14 protein-coding genes and 1 pseudogene are annotated in these 17154 nt (G+C 44.4%); 6 read left to right on the top strand and 9 right to left on the bottom strand.

Annotation, left to right across the window (positions count from 1 at the left end):
- Nucleotides 1-100: 100 nt before the first annotated feature.
- The gene (locus tag EWM62_RS05860; protein WP_129875721.1) at nucleotides 101-1699 is read left to right on the top strand and encodes a hypothetical protein; all 1599 of its coding nucleotides are present in this window, start codon (nucleotides 101-103) and stop codon (nucleotides 1697-1699) included.
- 116 nt (nucleotides 1700-1815) lie between these two features.
- Complete coding sequence (locus tag EWM62_RS05855) at nucleotides 1816-3261, top strand: DUF5723 family protein (protein WP_129875720.1); 1446 nt, start codon at nucleotides 1816-1818, stop codon at nucleotides 3259-3261.
- Between the two features lie 3 nt (nucleotides 3262-3264).
- Here EWM62_RS05855 and tsaB read toward each other — a convergent pair whose 3' ends face one another.
- The 4 genes and pseudogenes from tsaB to rpmH all read right to left on the bottom strand — a co-directional run bounded on the left by tsaB (nucleotide 3265) and on the right by rpmH (nucleotide 4893).
- Entirely contained in the window at nucleotides 3265-3948 is a 684-nt protein-coding gene (tsaB, locus tag EWM62_RS05850; protein ID WP_129875719.1) for a tRNA (adenosine(37)-N6)-threonylcarbamoyltransferase complex dimerization subunit type 1 TsaB, read from the bottom strand.
- 87 nt (nucleotides 3949-4035) lie between these two features.
- Nucleotides 4036-4279, bottom strand: a pseudogene (gene yidD / locus EWM62_RS05845) (membrane protein insertion efficiency factor YidD).
- Nucleotides 4276-4659 (bottom strand): ribonuclease P protein component, encoded by a 384-nt coding sequence (locus EWM62_RS05840; protein ID WP_129875718.1) that lies wholly within the window; start codon nucleotides 4657-4659, stop codon nucleotides 4276-4278. The pseudogene yidD and the gene EWM62_RS05840 overlap by 4 nt, the downstream one beginning before the upstream one ends.
- 75 nt (nucleotides 4660-4734) lie before the next feature.
- On the bottom strand, nucleotides 4735-4893 hold the full coding sequence (gene rpmH / locus EWM62_RS05835) for a 50S ribosomal protein L34 (RefSeq protein WP_082800363.1): 159 nt from the start codon (nucleotides 4891-4893) through the stop codon (nucleotides 4735-4737).
- 138 nt (nucleotides 4894-5031) lie between these two features.
- Between rpmH and EWM62_RS05830 the strand changes: the two genes are divergently transcribed.
- Nucleotides 5032-5910, top strand: coding sequence for a ChaN family lipoprotein (locus tag EWM62_RS05830; RefSeq protein WP_129875717.1), 879 nt, complete (start codon nucleotides 5032-5034; stop codon nucleotides 5908-5910).
- 62 nt (nucleotides 5911-5972) lie between these two features.
- Here EWM62_RS05830 and EWM62_RS05825 read toward each other — a convergent pair whose 3' ends face one another.
- Together EWM62_RS05825 and mscL are read right to left on the bottom strand one after the other, a co-directional pair.
- Entirely contained in the window at nucleotides 5973-6314 is a 342-nt protein-coding gene (locus EWM62_RS05825) for an MmcQ/YjbR family DNA-binding protein (RefSeq protein ID WP_129875716.1), read from the bottom strand.
- Nucleotides 6314-6703 (bottom strand): large-conductance mechanosensitive channel protein MscL, encoded by a 390-nt coding sequence (gene mscL / locus EWM62_RS05820; protein ID WP_129875715.1) that lies wholly within the window; start codon nucleotides 6701-6703, stop codon nucleotides 6314-6316. The genes EWM62_RS05825 and mscL overlap by 1 nt, the downstream gene beginning before the upstream one ends.
- Nucleotides 6704-6856: 153 nt before the next feature.
- On the opposite strand from mscL, the gene rpoN reads away from it, so the two are divergent.
- The gene (rpoN, locus tag EWM62_RS05815; protein ID WP_129875714.1) at nucleotides 6857-8332 is read left to right on the top strand and encodes an RNA polymerase factor sigma-54; all 1476 of its coding nucleotides are present in this window, start codon (nucleotides 6857-6859) and stop codon (nucleotides 8330-8332) included.
- A 111-nt stretch (nucleotides 8333-8443) separates the two neighbouring features.
- Here the strand turns inward: rpoN and EWM62_RS05810 are convergent, their stop codons facing one another.
- From EWM62_RS05810 to EWM62_RS05800, 3 genes are all read right to left on the bottom strand, one after another.
- The gene (locus EWM62_RS05810; protein WP_129875713.1) at nucleotides 8444-9460 is read right to left on the bottom strand and encodes a PorP/SprF family type IX secretion system membrane protein; all 1017 of its coding nucleotides are present in this window, start codon (nucleotides 9458-9460) and stop codon (nucleotides 8444-8446) included.
- A complete protein-coding gene (locus EWM62_RS05805; RefSeq protein ID WP_129875712.1) occupies nucleotides 9460-12963 on the bottom strand; it encodes a gliding motility-associated C-terminal domain-containing protein in 3504 nt (1167 codons plus the stop codon). The genes EWM62_RS05810 and EWM62_RS05805 overlap by 1 nt, the downstream gene beginning before the upstream one ends.
- 82 nt (nucleotides 12964-13045) lie before the next feature.
- Complete coding sequence (locus EWM62_RS05800) at nucleotides 13046-13750, bottom strand: NUDIX hydrolase (protein WP_129875711.1); 705 nt, start codon at nucleotides 13748-13750, stop codon at nucleotides 13046-13048.
- Between the two features lie 149 nt (nucleotides 13751-13899).
- On the opposite strand from EWM62_RS05800, the gene EWM62_RS05795 reads away from it, so the two are divergent.
- Nucleotides 13900-14589, top strand: coding sequence for an ABC transporter ATP-binding protein (locus EWM62_RS05795; RefSeq protein ID WP_129875710.1), 690 nt, complete (start codon nucleotides 13900-13902; stop codon nucleotides 14587-14589).
- Nucleotides 14567-17149 (top strand): ABC transporter permease, encoded by a 2583-nt coding sequence (locus tag EWM62_RS05790; RefSeq protein WP_238989288.1) that lies wholly within the window; start codon nucleotides 14567-14569, stop codon nucleotides 17147-17149. The genes EWM62_RS05795 and EWM62_RS05790 overlap by 23 nt, the downstream gene beginning before the upstream one ends.
- Nucleotides 17150-17154: the final 5 nt, after the last annotated feature.

Raw genomic sequence — 17154 nt, 5'->3', positions numbered from 1 at the left:
CTGCGCGATTTTCTGAGACTCAAATCACTAATTCAATATCCCGATAGCTATCGGGACACTAAATCAATAAATACTCCTAAATTGCACACGTAAACAGGGAATGAGACGATTAATAATTATTACCTTAATTTTACTTGCCGCAACGGCATATATAACCGTTAAGTATTTCAGAAACTTAAACACATCGGGTATGTATGCCGGTAATATTATGCATACCATCCCGGATAATGCAGCTATTGTGTTTGAATTTACCAACGAGAAAAGCTTTTACGATATATACGCCGGCAACACCTTACTGCATAACCTTATAGGCGGGCAAAAAATGAGCGAACTTGATACGGTACGCAATGTATTGTTTGGCAACGCTGCACTCAACTCGTTTTTTTACAGCCGCAATGTATTCATGTCATTATATCCATCGCAAAACAACGATGTGGATCTGTTACTAACCGCATCTACCGCTAAGGATTTTAACCTTAGCGAGTTTGACAAACTGGCCGGGCAGCAAAAAACGGGCATGCTTATCACTCCGCTAAAAATTGGCGAAAAGCGGGGATACAACATATACTTCAATTCGTTAAAAAAGCGTTTTTATATCATAAATATAGATGCAAATATATTTTCGGGGAGTTTTTCAAAGGGGTTGATCACCCAAAATGCCAACTATAAAGCCGACAGGGATAAACAAGCATTTATGCTATTGCCCGATCAGCAAAACTCAAACTCGCTGGCTAATTTGTATATCAATTACCAGCACCTGGGGCCGTTGTTTTCAAAACTGTTTAAAAGCAATAACTCCGATATCTTTAAACCATTCAGGCTGTTGCCTGCCCTGGCAGCGCTAAACTTAAACTTTAAGAATGATGCTGTAATGTTTAGCGGTTACAGTAATATACAAACCAACAAACCGGGTACGTATTTAAATATTTTTGTAAAACAACAGCCGGTTACCAACCAATTAAAGGACTTGTACCCTTCTACAACGGCCTATGCTTTAAACATGGCGGTGTCAAACCCGGTGCAATTTTCGGCCGACCTTGCTGAGTTTTATAAAAACGCAGGCTTACTTACCGAAGAGACCGCATTATTCGACAAAATAAAAGCACAAACGGGGATTGCCCTGCAACACGAATTTGCCCAGCTGCTTGGTAACGAATTTGCTGTTGTAACCACCCGCTACCAGGAAAGGATAGCTATTATACAGGTAAAGAACGGCTCGAAGCTAAGGCCGTTTATAAACAACATAAGCGGTATGATCACCGACGATGTGGGGCAATTCAACTTTGCTAAGGTACCCTACTTTTTATTGGGCGATGCGTTCAGCGCCTTCAAAAAACCTTATTTCCGCATTATTGATAACTACCTGATATTGGCCAACAGCGTTAAAGAGCTTGATAGTTACAACGATACTTACTTTAACCGTAAGTTTTTGAACAAGACACAGGAGTATATAAAATTTGATAATTTGCTGGCAGAGCGAAGCAACATTGCTTTTTTTATCCACTTTAAAAACGCGCAGCAAATTTTAAAGAATGGTTTAAAAGACGATTTTTATATTGCCTATAAAAACAATTCGTTATCCTGGAAGAACTTTTTTGCCTCATCGTACCAGTTTGCCGCAACCGACAAAAATTTTTATACAAACTTTTGCTTATTACAAAATCAGTCCGACACTACTGTTAGTAAAAAAACCAATTAAATAACACATAATACACAACCCAAGCCCCACAAATACGTTAAAGGTTTATATATTAGTTGACGAGTTTTATAAGCAATTTTTAAGCAAGCATAAAACAACAGGTATTGCGAACGTGTATGAAGAATTTTTTATTGGCTATTTGCTTTTTATTTATTTCTGTTGAAACTTTTGGCCAGCAATTTTCCCAGTACAATACAGGAACCCTTTACGATTCGTTTGAAAACCCGGCCCGGGCCGCTTTTATCCCCGATACCACCTACAAAATAGCTTTCAATTTTTTTATCCCAAACTTTAACAGCAATTTATACCTTACCGGCAACGGCCAGGTACCGCTTAAAAGCCGCGCTTTTGATGGTAAATACTTAAATACAGGCTTAACCATAGAGCAGGGCCGTTTTAGCAGGGCTAACTTAAACGCGAACGTTTATACGATAATGTTTAAAGTTTTCACCAGTTTAGACGGCAACTCCGAAGTGGGGTTTTCTACCCAAACCCGTGCAGAAGGCCGGGGGCTTTTTACTGATGAATCGTTGTTACTGCTTAACGGGAGTGATGATTTTAAAAAAGACGATTATTCAAACATCCTTAACAACAGTTATACATTTCAAACCTACCACCAGATAAGCGCGAGTTACCGCGAAAAAATAAGTAAAAACTTTGCCTTTGGTGTAAAACTAAGCGCATTGCTGGGCATACAATATCAAAAGCTGGATATCACCCAATCGCATATACAATTTGACCGTGCAAACGATGCGGCAGATATTACCCTGCAGGGCCAGTATCGTATTAACTACACATCCGGCGAATTCAATAAACGGGATATTATCCCTTCGTTAAGAAACCCCGGGGCAGCTATAAGTATTGGTACCGCTTTTAAAACACGCGATAATTTCAACATTCAGTTTAACGTAAAAGACCTGGGCTTTATACATTGGAGCAAACGGTCAATCGTCAGCGATTTTAACACCACCCGCACCGTGCCCGATATAAACACCTACCGCAGGGAGGATAATTTGTACGCCACAACATATACCATCATACGGTCGGGCGATGCTGCAAAATCATTTATAACACCAACCAACGGTAAACTCGAAATAAGTGCTAACAAATCGTACTGGTTTGATTATGACAAACGCTTCAAATATTCGCCAACCGTTATCCTTCAAAAAGAGGTTTTTTATGATGGCTATACAGCTGCCCTGGTTAATCCGGTGCAGTACAACAACTTTGTTGGTACGTTAAGTGCATCGTATAATAACTATGGGATATTTAGCGCAGGCCTGCAATTTATGGTTAAAGCCCCAAATGCCGAGTTTTATATCGGCAGCGACAGGTTAATGCAATCGGTAAGCCTTGCTGGAGCTGCCGGGCGGAGCGATTCGCAGATCAATAAAAACACTTCGTTTACAGGCGCCGATTTCTTCCTGGGCTTTTCGTTAAAGTTTGGGCAATTGATAGAGCACCCCATGAACTCCAGCCATATACCTTTGGGCGACAGGCCGGGCTTCCTGAAACGCTTATGGAATAGCATATTCCACCCCGGGCGAGATCTGGGCGATTAATAATTACGCGCCCGCTTTTTTACCGGCAATAAAATCTTTAAGATAGTAGGGCTCAAAGTAAGCTACGTCCTCAAAATCGGCCCGGCTAAACTTTTCTAAAGCTATTTGGGTAAGGTGAGTTGCCGAGTTGACAAAATTGGGCAGGAATTGTGCATTGCGGTTATCACCCAGGGTTTCTTTACACTTATCGGCTCCATCGCCAAAAAACAGCACTTTATTCCCGGCGAGTATCCCGCTAAAACTATTCATGTCGATAATCTCGGCTGCGGTTGGTTTTATTACTTCGCCGGCGGCATTAAATACAGCTGTATATACTTCCATGCGGCGGGCATCTATCATAGGGCATAGCAAAACATCGCTGTCAATAGTATGCTCGCGGGCCACCCCGTTAGCCATTGCAGCTAAGGTTTGTACGGCAATCAGCGGCGTATCAAGCGCATAGCAAAGGCCTTTTGCTGTTGATACGCCAATACGCAGCCCGGTGTATGAACCCGGCCCGCAACTTACCGCAATAGCATCCAGCGCAGCGTAGGTGCTGTTGGTTTGCGCCATCAGTTCATCAATATAAACAGTTATAACCTGGGCGTGCATGTTACGGGCGTTGATCTCTTTAAATGCCAATACCTTTCCATCCTGTGCTAACGCTACCGAGCATGATGTTGTCGCTGTTTCTATCTGTAATATCATATTCTAAGTCTTTAGTTCGCAGTCTTTAGTCTTAAGTACAAGTCTATGAACAAACTTCAGACTTTCGACTTAAGGCTTCCGACTTAATTACGGTACCGGGTCGTGCCCATGCCCCCCCCCAGGGATTACAGCGGGCTATGCGTTTTAGGGTTAGCCAGCCGCCTTTAAATGGCCCGTGTTTTTTTATTGCCTCAATACCGTATTTTGAGCAGGTTGGGGTGTACCGGCAGGCATTTGGCAAAATGGGCGATATAAGGTACTGGTAAGCCTTTATCAGCAATAAAAACAACGCGCTAAAGATACGTTTGTTGATATCCCACAAAAATTTCATTTGATAGCTTCCCCCGCAAGCTGTGTTAAAAGCTTAAGCATTTTTTTTTCAAAAAAATCATAAGGGGATATTTCTTTACCAATGTAGCTGATAGATAGCACCAGCTTTTTACCGGCGCCGTTTAGCACATCGTATAACAGCGCTTGTTTATTAAGCCGGTAGGCTTCGCGCATGCGGCGTTTAACCAGGTTACGGTCAACCGCGCGTTTGTAACGCTTCTTGGCAACAGAAAATACTATTTGCACAGGGAATTGCTGCCCGCTATCGGCAAGCATCCACGAAGCTTTAAAGGGATAACATAAAAAAGAAGAACCGTTATGAAAAAGCCCGTCGATAAGCTTTTTGTTACATAACCGTTCTTCTTTTTTAAAAGTATACATAGTTGTTGATGCTGAACCGGAAATATGTTTACACAAGCGGGTCAGCCCCTTTTATCAAGGAGTAAACAACCAGAATTATGCTTTGTGGCTGCGCTCGTCAGATACAGTTAATCTCTTCCTGCCTTTTGCTCTTCTGGCAGCAAGGATCCTTCTGCCGTTAGCAGTTGACATACGCTCACGGAAACCGTGTTTATTTCTTCTTTTCCTTTGTGAGGGCTGAAACGTTCTTTTCATGATATATTATTCTATTATTCTTATCGTCGTTTTAAAAAACAAGAGCGCAAATGTAGCCTTTTTTTTAGTTTTTTCAAATACAAATGTTGTTATTTGATGATGGATATTTATCAACTTATCAACAAACCTAACCACTATATGAAATTTTCGGCTGTTTTACTCTTGTTAATACTCCCTGCCATTGCCTTTTGCCAGGACCCAATGGCGCAAAATTACAAAATATATAATACTGCTAAACAGCGCTTAGCAACCGCCGACGAGATCATAAATGACCTTGACAAGGCCGATGTATTATTTTTTGGCGAAGAGCATAACGACAGCACCGGCCATTACCTGGAGAGCCTGCTTTTTAAGAAAATAGCCGATAAATATCCCGGCAAGGCAGCCCTATCTATGGAAATGTTCCAAACGGATTGCCAAACTGTGCTGAACGAGTACCTGGCCGATATGATACGCGAGAAGAATTTAATTACCGAAGGCCGCGCCTGGAAAAACTATAAAGATTACCGCCCAATGGTTGAAACCGCTAAAGCGGCGCACCTGCCGGTAGTAGCCGCCAACGCCCCTACCCGCTATACCAACATGGTTACCCGCAGCAGTTTAAACAGCCTTGATAAGTTAAGCGCTACCGCTAAGGGATGGTTAGCTCCCCTGCCCATTGATACCGCCACCGGCCCCTATTACGAAAAATTTGTGGCCATAATGGGCGGACACAGCGCTATGGGCAACTTAAAGATCTATCAATCGCAAAACTTGTGGGATGCTACCATGGGCTGGAACATTGCCCAATTTTTAAAAGCGCATAATGGTTATAAAGTGTTCCAGGTGAATGGCGGTTTCCATAGCGAGGAAAAAATGGGCACTGCGGCCCAGCTAAAAAAATACCTGCCTAAAGTACGCATTATCAACATACAGGCTTATGCAGATGATAGCTTCGATAACCCCGACTGGAGCAAATTCACCAAATTAGGCGACTATGTGATCTTAACCAATCCTAAACTGGCGAAGACTTTTTAGTCATTGGGTCATTGGGTCATTGGGTCATTGGGTGGAATATTAAATGACCTGGTTGGTTTTAGTTATTCAAAACTCACCAGCGCGGCCAGGTGCTTTGGGGCTATTTCGCAGTAGGCGGCTTTTATTATTTCGTTTATCATTTCTTCTTTTACTGTTTGCAGGTTAATGTGTGTCCACCCTTGCTTGCCCCATTTGTTGGGTACCGGGAAAATAACCGTACTGTCAAATGTGCAGAAGATATCCTGCTCGGCAGGCGAAAGCTTTACCGTAGCGCGGTTATGTTCGCTAACCATGGTGGCAAAGATCTTTTTATTAACCCGGAAGGATGTTTTCTCGAAGTGCGGTTCTTCCGTAACTTCGGGCAGCGATAAGGCTACTTTTCTGATTGTTTCAACATCCACCATTAAGCTTTCTTAGCCAATATATCCCTAATCTCGGTCAGCAATGTTTCTTCCTTGGTTGGTACAGGCGGGGCCGATGGGGCTGTTTCTTCCTTTTTTTTGAACCTGTTAATCGCCATTATTATCACAAAAAGTGATAAGGCGATAATGATAAATGATATCACCTGCGATAAAAAATTGCCATACTTTATGGCCGTACCGGGGATAACCAACTGACTAAGGTTTGATAAGTTGGCCGCTTTTAGGGCCGGCGTTAATACGGCCGGGGTAATAATATCCTCCACAAGCGAGCTTACTATCTTACTGAACGCGCCGCCTATAACTACAGCTATAGCCAGATCTAAAACGTTGCCCTTAACGGCAAATTCCTTAAACTCCTTAATAAATCCCATAGGTGTAAATTTTAGTGTTATTAAAGTTACCAATAATTGTGCGGCTTGTCCAAACAAAATTCCTTCAAAAACATTTTTACATCGTTAATACATCTGCTGTAACTAATTTTTAAACTTCAAGGTAATTGGTGTATTTTTGGCCTTGTTCATATTATGCTTAAACAAAATCTTCAACAAAAACTTTTACAAAAATTATCGCCGCAGCAAATACAATTTATAAAATTGCTGCAGGTGCCTACCGTATCGCTTGATACCCGTATTAAAGAAGAACTGGAGGAAAACCCGGCGCTTGAAGACCTGAGCTTAACCAACCTGAACGAGCCCGAAGAACAATACCCCGACCGCGACCCCGATGAAGATACGTATAACAGCGACGACGAAAAGGGCGAGATGGACGAGTTCAATATCGACGACTACTTACAGGATGACAACGTAAACGATTACGGCACCCGTTACGACCAGAATGGCGACGACGAGGACGACCGCAAGGAGATCCCTATCGCTGTGCAAAGCTCGTTTTTTGAGAGCCTGCAGGCACAGCTCGACTTATTGCCCCTGTCTGACAAGGACTTTAGCATTGGCAAGCAAATTATAGGCAGCCTTGACGACGACGGCTACCTGCGCAGGCCTATCATGTCGCTTACGGATGACCTGGCCTTTTCGCAGAACGTAATGGCCGATGATGAAGAGGTTGAGGACATGCTAAAGGTGATACAAAGTTTTGACCCGCCGGGTGTTGGCGCGCGCAGCCTGCAGGAATGCCTGCTGATACAGCTTAGACGCAAAGACCCTAACGACCTTATTATCAAAAAAGCTATACTGGTGGTTGAGCACTACCTGGAGGAGTTTACCCGTAAGCATTACGATAAGCTGGAGAAATCCTTGAACATGAACTCGATAGAGCTGCGTGGCGTGGTGAACGAAATACTAAAGCTTAACCCAAAACCGGGCGACAGCAACGAGGTAAGCACCAAGCAAATGCAGGTGATACCCGATTTTCATATCAAGAATAACGACGGTGCGCTGATACTTACCCTAAACTCAAAAAACGCGCCCGAACTGAAGGTGAGCCGGTCGTACCAGGAGATGTTTCAGCATTACGATAAGGCATCGCAAAAAGATAAAAAGTTAAAGGAAGCGGTACAGTTTGTAAAGCAAAAGCTGGATTCGGCAAAGTGGTTTATTGATGCCATTAAACAGCGCCAGCAAACGTTGCTGAAAACCATGAACGCCATCATGCAATATCAATACGATTTCTTCTTAACCGGCGACGACAAAAACCTGAAACCGATGATCCTGAAGGATATTGCCGACAGAATAGGTATGGATATTTCTACCGTATCGCGTGTGGCCAATTCAAAATACGTACAAACTGAGTTTGGCACTTTCCTGCTAAAATCATTCTTCAGCGAAGCCATCCAAACCGAAAGCGGCGAAGAAGTATCAAACAAAGAGGTTAAGAAAATATTGGAAGAGCATATTGGCAAGGAGGACAAACGCCATCCGCTTGCCGACGAAAAACTAACCGATATACTTAAAGACGCCGGCTACAACATAGCCCGCCGCACCGTTGCTAAATACCGCGAGCAAATGAATATCCCGGTAGCAAGGTTGAGAAAGGAGCTTTAGGCGAAGCCCCCCAACCCCCTGAAGGGGGAGTTTTGAAACGCATAAAGCCCTTTGATATTTTTCAAAGGGCTTTATTATACGCATTTGCTCCCCCTTCAGGGGGCTGGGGGCTTACCACCCATGCTGCGGACTGGTTAGTTTATACCGGTTGTTAAGCATAATACCTATTACAATTTCGTGCGACCCATTACTTACGGTGTTAAGGGCCGATGTAGTAGCATCGTACGAATAGCTTACGTTGATGAACGAGCTAAGGTTAAACCCGGCCAGTACGCCAAATGAATCGTCCTTACGGTACGATCCGCCAAACCAAAACCTGTCGCGGAACGAAAGCTTCATATTAACATCAAAAGATGTTGGCGCGGGCTGGATAAATTTCAATAAGGCCGACGGAAGTAAAGACACATCATCATTTAAATAAAACTTATACCCGCCTGTTACAAAATAATGCGGCACGGTTTTGTTTAAGCCCGAATTTGTGCTTGTTGTGATATACTGGTTTTGAGGTAATATTTGCTGGGCCGATACACCAAAATAGTAATTTGATGAGTATGCCCATATGCCCAAACTTGCATCGGGTTTCCACTGGTTGTTGTTAAAATCCCTTAGTACCGGGTCGCCTTGGGTTTCTAAGGTAATAAGCGATGTGTTTATATGCAGTTGGTTAGCCCCTACCGATACACCTACCGAAACATTAAGCTTACTGGTAATACCCAGGTGATATGCATAAGTTGCCGCCATATTTGTCTGATCTATCGGACCGGCCTTATCCGTTATCAGCGTAAAGCCAATACCGTGGTGCGGTTCGGCCGCGCGGTAATCCTGGTAATACATCCTGCTGTAAGGGTTTTGCCCATCTGATGGGAACGAAGTAGCATCGCCCTGGGTAAAATTAGTACCCAATGGCGCGTTTATGCTAAAATAAGCGGTAACAGGTGCCCCTTCAAGCCCTGTCCACTGGCTACGATAGCCTAATTTAACATCAGTGTAATTTTCTATACCCGCTACGGCAGGGTTTAGCAAATAATTATTAAATACATATTGTGTGTACTGCGGGCGTTGCTGTGCATAATTAGTTAGCACAACAAAACAAAGCATAACACTTAAAAGTAAACTTTTCCTCAGCATTATTTAATAATAGTAACACTGCCCGAAATAACTTTCCGGCCGTTTTTAGGGTTTATAATATAGTAATATGTACCGGTGGGAAGCAATGTTCCTTTGTATCTTCCATCCCACGGTATGGCATAACCAACAGACGAATATACCTTTTCTCCCTGTCTGTTGTATATGTCAACCGTATTTCCGGGATAAGTTTCTATATTTTTTATTACCCACGTATCATTTATGCCATCGCCATTGGGTGTAAAGGTATTAACAACCCCTATTTTTTTTAATACGTCAACAAAAACACTGGCCTTTACTTCGCAGCCATAACCATTTGTAACCGTAAGTGTATAAGTTATATCATCTACAGGCGATACCACCGGGCTTAGCAATGTACTATTGTTTATGGCGATCTCTGGCGTCCATTTATAGGTCATACCAATACCTATTGCCTCTGCCGTCAATCGGGTTGATTCGCCTTCGAGCGACGTCACTGATTCCGCCAAATGCACAACCGCTACATCATTCACCCTGATATACATGGTATCTGCGGTTTCGCATCCGTTTTGTGCTACAAAATGATAGATGATCTCGTAATCGCCCCGGCCTACAACTGCAGGGCTAAACACGCCACCGGAGGTAACCCCTGTGCCCGAAAAATAGCTGCTTTGCATGGCAAAACCGTGGTTGTCCGGAACAATTTGCACCGGGTCGTCGTTTGTGCAAAACGGGCCAAGGGCAGGTAACGAAACAACCGGGTTCCCTTTAACTGTGATTACCTCGTCATGAATTTCAAAGCAGGTAACGCCCGAATATGCCTCCATATGTATGGTATATTGCCTTGCATCTGTTGCCAGGTCATAAACATGTACATACTTTTTATCGGCATGAAGGTCTGCGCCTTCAAACACTTCAAATACCTCGGGGTGAGCGGCAAAATCATACCAGATTTTTATTTTGGTAATAGTGCCGGGATCAACGGTAGATTCGTCTTTTATGGTAACCGCGTTTGCGCTGCATAAATTTTCCGCGTTCTCCACTGCAAATTTTGCTTTTGGGTTGCTGCCGCTTACAAAAAACTCATGCGTTTTAGTAACACTGCAGCCGCTTGCGGTGGTTATGGTTAAAGTAGCAGTATATGTACCCGGCTGTGTGTACCTGTGGTGCGGGTCTTTTTGGCTTGATGTGTTTGGGTTTGCTGCGGTGGCATTGGCATCGCCAAAGTTCCATAAATAAGTGAACCCCGCTTCGCTGTTATCAGAAATAGTGCTTTTATCAGTAAAAGCGGCATTATCTGCCGTACAAATAGCCGGTAATGAAAAATCCACCACCGGAATGGGGTTTACCTGCAAGCCGGTAACCGTGGTAGAATCGTTACAGCCGGCATCGGTAAATACGGTGTGTTTTACATTGTAAATACCCGGGTGGTCATAACTATGCACAGCTACATCTGTGGCCAGGGTATCTTTTTTACCATCTCCATAATCCCATATCCATTGCACCAGGTGCCCCTCGGGCACCGATGATGTACTATGAAAGGTTACGCCCTGTTGTTCACAAATTGGGGCATCGCTGGTAAAACTTACCTGTATGGCAGGCCTTACATGTACCTTTATAACAGCAGATACCGCGCCGCAGTCGTTATCGTTTGCTATAGATAATCTTGCCTCATAATCTCCTGCAGTGGTATAGGTGTGCACGGGGTTTTGATCAAAAGATGTTTGCCCGTCGCCAAAATCCCAAAGCCATTTTGTTAATAGGGCACCTTTGGGGTCGCTGGTATCATGGAACACAGTAGGCGCGCCAACACAAGCCACTTCGGCCTCGCCCGAAGCAACAGGATATGGCGTAATATTAAAATCGAAATCTATATCTATTGTAGGCCCGCATACATTTACCTCGGGGTTGGGCACTGTAGCAGTAATGCTGTAATCGCCCGGCGAAAAGCTTACCTTTTTATAATACTCATAAAAATAAATTGGCTTGCCGTTATTTGTGCCCTGCGATATAAGCACCGGGTGGGCATCAGTAAATACCGTACCATCGGCAAGGGTCCATTTTATATTTGAGGCTTCAAAAGGCAGGGCAAGCTTTAATTTATATTCGATACCCGCGCAACCGTTTAACCTGGTGGTATCTTTTTGCAGATCATTAAATACAATATATTGATTAAGGTTTTTAACACTGGTACCTGCCGAGTAACCATATGATTCGTGATCGCCAAAACCATAAGCAACAGCATTAAAGCCCTCGTTGGCGCTTAAATAATGCGTGCCGTAATTTACCGGGATCTGGGCGTACGAAAACGTTGTATCATACGGTACGCGCTTAAAATTTGTATACTTTAGTTTGTCGATACGAAACCCGGGGATCTGGTCGGTTTTGATAACTACATTGATAAAGTTTTTTTTAATAGCGAAAAATGATGACGAATACAGTGTTACGTGATCGATACTTTGCTCCAGCGGGTTAAGATATATCATCTCCGGGTCTCCTAAATCCGAAAGGTCTTCTTCGCAAATATCTATATCTATCCTTCCCTGGGTGGGGCTGTACTGCGCTACTTGTATAGGTTTATCAGACCGTATCACTACTGGCTTGGTAGCTACTATTTGAAGGTTGTCTGATTCAAGATAGGCCGGGTTTTGGGGTACGCCATCAATGGTAACATGCGTGTTGGGCTCGCTGCTATATATGCGGTATATATCAAAATGCCGGTCTTGTAACGGTACAGTAACGAAGTTTTTGCCCCAGGCAATTTTAGGATAAACCTGTTGGAAAAGATTATCGGACGAAAAGTTACCCGCCGTGCACCCTATACCTATTTTTGAGGCTCCGGAAAATACCGCTATCTTTTTACATTCCCCGCCATTGGTGCTTATACTTCGTATTTTACTTCTGGATAGGTCCCCTAACGACATTGCCTGGTAAACATCACCTTTACTCATCTGTATAAGATAAGGGACGTTTGCCCGCTGGCCAGACTTTAACGCTTGCGACGGCGTAATTTCTATTGTGGTATTATCTTCTGTAGCTATAACGCAAAATATGGAATATGCCGGATGATCTTTATCTGCGTTAGATGCCTGCGAATAATTTATGGAGATATAATCCTGGCCCAGCACATTGGTGGGTAACAGTAACGTAGCGCCCGAAACATTTTGAGCGTAAATGTGCGCGTATACCGCAATTTTCTTTTCCGCTGTTATATGAATGCCTTTGGGAACCCTGCCCTGGTTAGTGAGCATTGCTTTATGCGGCACGGCAACTATAGTTACTTTTTTGGCTTTAACCGTGAATGGGATAGGTTCAAAAGAGCTGTTCGCAATTTCAACCACGCCTTTGGTATCCACATCACCGGTGATATACAACACCATCTGGCTTGGTAACGGGCTTTCTATATGTGTCATATAGGTGGTCCAAAACTCTTTTCCCTGGCTTGATTGCCCAAAACCCGTATGAGCTACAAAAAGCAACAAGGCTACAGTAACCGCCTTTATTGTATTTTTGTATATCAATGTCATTTCAGGCCCCGTTTTAAATTGCAAAGCCTATAAAAATAAGCAATTAAAATTAATGCAGCGCTATGGCTGCCTAAAGCATTTTTTAAAAGAATTTATCAGGATTAGGTACCAGGTTCAGGAATTTTTCAAACTTTTCCTCGTAGTTAGATGGATCCAGGCGATAATAAAAAGCGCCTTTTTTTGACGATTGCTTATCCTTTTCGGCCAGTTTAACCAATAACCCGGTTGATAAAAGCTTGCGGCTGAAGTTACGGTCGTCAAACTGGGTTTGGTACACACCTTCGTATAATGCCTGTAATTGCGGTATGGTGAACCGCTGGGGCAATAACTGGAACAATATGGGGTGCAGCGCGGCTTTGTAGCGTAATTGTTTTTTAGCCAGTTTTACCATTTCGGCATGGTCAAAAACCATTTCGGGCATTTCGTCAAGCAGGAACCACTCGGGGTGATTTTCACTGGTCAGTTGTTTTTCGTATTTCTGGATATCTATCAGCGCGAAGTAAGCGATAGACAGGGTGCGCTCTACCGGGTCGCGGTCGGGCTTGCCAAACACTCTAAATTGCTCCATGTACACGTTTTTTAAACCGGTACGTTCTTCTAAAACGCGGTTAGCGGCGTCCTCGGGGCTTTCGGATGGATGGATAAACCCACCCATCAGGCTCCATTTACCTACTTCGGGCTCTAAATTACGTTCAACCAGTAACAATTTAATGTTCCAGCCATCAAAACCAAATATGATACAGTCTACAGCAACCAAAATACGCTGCTGCCCGGGATATTCTTGCATAGTATACGTTTATTTACAAGTGTAAAAAAATATTCGGCATTTTAAAAACAGTAGCGGTGTGTAATGCTTTTGTAACTAAAAATATTAAAACCTGCCCTTATTAATAAATATTTGATATTTACTTTATTACAGCAAAAACAAACACCATTTTGGAAACCATCTTAAACATTTCAAACCTAAACAAAACTTATAAAAGTGCAGGCCGGCTTTTAACAGTTTTAGATAATATAAATTTCAACATAGGCGCGGGCTCAACAAATGCTATTGTAGGCCCGTCGGGCAGCGGCAAAACCACGCTGCTTGGCCTTTGCGCCGGTTTGGATAGCGCAAGCGAAGGCATAGTGGAGTTAAACGGGGTAAGCCTGGGTAATTTAAGCGAAGATAAACGCGCGCAGGTGCGCAACCAATACGTGGGGTTTATCTTCCAGAACTTTCAACTACTGCCTACCCTAACCGCTTTAGAGAACGTGATGGTACCGTTAGAACTGCGCGGCGAAAAAAATATCAAAACCCGCGCGCTGGATCTGCTGGATAAAGTTGGCCTGGTCGACCGCGGCCACCACTACCCTGCCCAGCTATCGGGCGGCGAGCAGCAGCGGGTATCGCTGGCAAGGGCATTTTCTAATTCGCCAAAAATATTATTTGCCGATGAGCCTACAGGTAACCTGGATGCCGAAACCAGCGAAAAGGTGGTAAAGCTTATCTTCGACCTAAACCGCGAGGCGGGCACCACCCTTGTCCTGGTAACCCACGACCTGGAGCTGGCGGCAAAAACGCACCGCATCATCAAAATAAAGGGCGGCAAATTAGTTGCTGATGATAAAACCGGTAATGAATAGCGCGCCCATGGACCCCATAAATTTCAAAAGGAAGATAAACCTCGCGTGGCTGTTTAAAATGGCGCTGCGCGATAGCCGCCGTAACCGCGGCAGGCTGCTATTGTTTATCTCCTCTATTGTATTTGGCATTGGCGCGCTGGTGGCCATTTACTCGTTCAGGTACAACATCCAAAATGATGTTAACAGCCAGGCGGCCACCCTCATTGGCGCCGACCTTACCATCAGCGGCAATAAGGAGCCGGATGCAAAACTGCAAAAGTTGCTGGATAGCCTTGGCGACGACCGTTCGCAGGAGCGCAGCTTTCCATCCATGGTGATGTTCACCAAAAGCCAGAGCACAAGGCTGGTGCAGGTAAAGGCTTTACAGGGCAGCTTCCCCTACTACGGCTCGCTGGAAACTACACCTGTACAGGCCGGTACATCATTCAAAACCGGCAAATACGCGCTGGTCGATAAAACACTGATGCTGCAGTTTAACGCCAAAGTAAACGACTCGATAAAAGTTGGACAGGAAACCTTCCTGATCGCCGGGATCTTAAATAAAGCGCCGGGGCAAACGGGCATATCGGCAGGTGTTGCGCCTATTGTTTATATCCCCATGCAATACCTTGATAAAACGGGGCTGATAACAACCGGCAGCCGCATCAATTACAGCTATTACTATAAATACAATAATAAAACTGAAGTAGAAAAACTGGCGAAACGCCTGGACCCTGTGCTTGATAAGGCAGGTTTCGGTTACGATACGGTTGAAGGTAAAAAAGAAGGCACCAGCCGCTCATTTGCCGACTTGTCGAGGTTCTTGTCATTGGTGGGCTTTATAGCCCTGCTGCTGGGTTGTGTGGGCGTGGCCAGCGCTATTAATATTTACATCCGCGAAAAGATACAATCGATAGCTATTATGCGCTGCATGGGTGTAAAAGCATCCGAAGCATTTTTAATTTATTTAATTCAGATAACCGGCATTGGCCTTATCGGCTCGGTGGCGGGCGCCTTATTGGGCACCGGCATACAGCACCTGCTGCCGCTTGTGCTGCAGGATTTTCTGCCCATAACTATATCGGTCAGTATCTCCTGGATGGCTATCTGGCAGGGTATTTTACTGGGATTAATTATCTCCATATTATTCGCCCTGCTGCCGCTGATCTCCATCCGCAACATATCACCACTAAATACTTTAAGGCTTTCCGTTGATGATACCACCACCATCCGCGACCCGCTGCGCTGGCTGGTTTATCTATTGGTTTTGTTGTTTATCACATCTTTTGCCTACCTGCAAATAGGCGATTGGATAGGCGCGGTATTTTTTACCATCGGTATAGCCATAGCATTTTTGATATTGACCATTATTGCCTGGCTGCTTACGCGATTTGTAGGCCTGCTGATAAAAAGCTCCTGGAGTTACATCTGGCGGCAGGGCTTTGCTAATTTATATCGCCCAAATAACCAAACCATCATCCTTACGGTTTCTATTGGCCTAAGCACCGCGTTTATTTGCACGCTGTTTTTGATCCAGCAATTGCTTGTCGCGCAGGTGACACTTTCTACCGGTGATAATCAATCCAACATGATCTTGTTCGATATCCAGTCGGGCCAGCAAAAGGCCGTGGCCGACCTTACCCGCAAGCAAGGACTGCCGGTATTGTCGGAGGTGCCCATCATTACCATGCGGCTGGAAAAAGTGAATGGCAAAACCGGTGCCGATGCCAAAAAGGATTCGAGCTTACATATGTCTGAGCGGGCTTTTAATTACGAGTACAGGGTTACGTACCGCGATGCGCTTACCGCCTCAGAAAAGGTTACCAGCGGCACCTGGACAGGCAAGGCCGAACCCGGCAAGGACATCCCCATATCCGCCGAGGAACGTTTTGCAGGCCGCATTAACGCCAAAGTTGGCGACAAACTAATATTTAACGTGCAGGGTGTAATGATGAATACATACATCAGCAGCATCCGCAAGGTAAACTGGAACAAGGTATCCACCAATTTCCAGGTGGTGTTCCCAACCGGGGTGCTGGAAGAAGCGCCGCAGTTCCACGTTTTGCTGACACATGTGCCAAACAACGCCGTATCTGCAAAATACCAGCAGGCGGTGGTAAAGCAGTTCCCCAATGTTTCTGTTATCGACCTGGGGCTGATCCTGAACGTGCTTGACGAACTGCTTGGCAAAATTGGTTACGTCATCAAATTCATGAGCGGGTTTAGCATCCTTACCGGCATCATCGTGCTGATATCGTCGGTACGCATCAGCAAATACCAGCGCATACAGGAAAGCGTTTTACTGCGCACGCTTGGCGGCAGCCGCAGGCAGATCTTCGCCATAACGGCGTTAGAATATTTGTTCCTGGGCGCTTTATCAGCCCTTACAGGTATTGTTATAGCTGTTGGTGCCAGCTGGCTGCTGGCCAGGTACACTTTTGATATGCCTTACGCGGTTAATTTTTTACCCGTGGGTATCATCTTTATCATCATTACGGCGTTAACAGTTATAATAGGCCTGCTTAATAGCAGGGGCGTTTTAAACAAACCACCGCTGGAGATCCTGCGGTCAAATTCATAAGATAA

Origin of the sequence: Mucilaginibacter terrigena (assembly GCF_004168255.1) — a bacterium.
GTDB classification, from domain to species: domain Bacteria; phylum Bacteroidota; class Bacteroidia; order Sphingobacteriales; family Sphingobacteriaceae; genus Mucilaginibacter; species Mucilaginibacter terrigena.
Note: the sequence above shows the minus strand (reverse complement) of the source record. Positions and strands in the feature narration are given on the sequence as shown.

Excerpts from the sequence above, each read along its gene's own strand:
- EWM62_RS05860 (WP_129875721.1), top strand. The coding sequence starts at position 101 with ATGAGACGATTAATAATTATTACCTTAATTTTACTTGCCGCAACGGCA.
- EWM62_RS05855 (WP_129875720.1), top strand. The coding sequence starts at position 1,816 with ATGAAGAATTTTTTATTGGCTATTTGCTTTTTATTTATTTCTGTTGAA.
- tsaB (WP_129875719.1), bottom strand. The coding sequence starts at position 3,948 with ATGATATTACAGATAGAAACAGCGACAACATCATGCTCGGTAGCGTTA.
- EWM62_RS05840 (WP_129875718.1), bottom strand. The coding sequence starts at position 4,659 with ATGTATACTTTTAAAAAAGAAGAACGGTTATGTAACAAAAAGCTTATC.
- rpmH (WP_082800363.1), bottom strand. The coding sequence starts at position 4,893 with ATGAAAAGAACGTTTCAGCCCTCACAAAGGAAAAGAAGAAATAAACAC.
- EWM62_RS05830 (WP_129875717.1), top strand. The coding sequence starts at position 5,032 with ATGAAATTTTCGGCTGTTTTACTCTTGTTAATACTCCCTGCCATTGCC.
- EWM62_RS05825 (WP_129875716.1), bottom strand. The coding sequence starts at position 6,314 with ATGGTGGATGTTGAAACAATCAGAAAAGTAGCCTTATCGCTGCCCGAA.
- mscL (WP_129875715.1), bottom strand. The coding sequence starts at position 6,703 with ATGGGATTTATTAAGGAGTTTAAGGAATTTGCCGTTAAGGGCAACGTT.
- rpoN (WP_129875714.1), top strand. The coding sequence starts at position 6,857 with ATGCTTAAACAAAATCTTCAACAAAAACTTTTACAAAAATTATCGCCG.
- EWM62_RS05810 (WP_129875713.1), bottom strand. The coding sequence starts at position 9,460 with ATGCTGAGGAAAAGTTTACTTTTAAGTGTTATGCTTTGTTTTGTTGTG.
- EWM62_RS05805 (WP_129875712.1), bottom strand. The coding sequence starts at position 12,963 with ATGACATTGATATACAAAAATACAATAAAGGCGGTTACTGTAGCCTTG.
- EWM62_RS05800 (WP_129875711.1), bottom strand. The coding sequence starts at position 13,750 with ATGCAAGAATATCCCGGGCAGCAGCGTATTTTGGTTGCTGTAGACTGT.
- EWM62_RS05790 (WP_238989288.1), top strand. The coding sequence starts at position 14,567 with ATGATAAAACCGGTAATGAATAGCGCGCCCATGGACCCCATAAATTTC.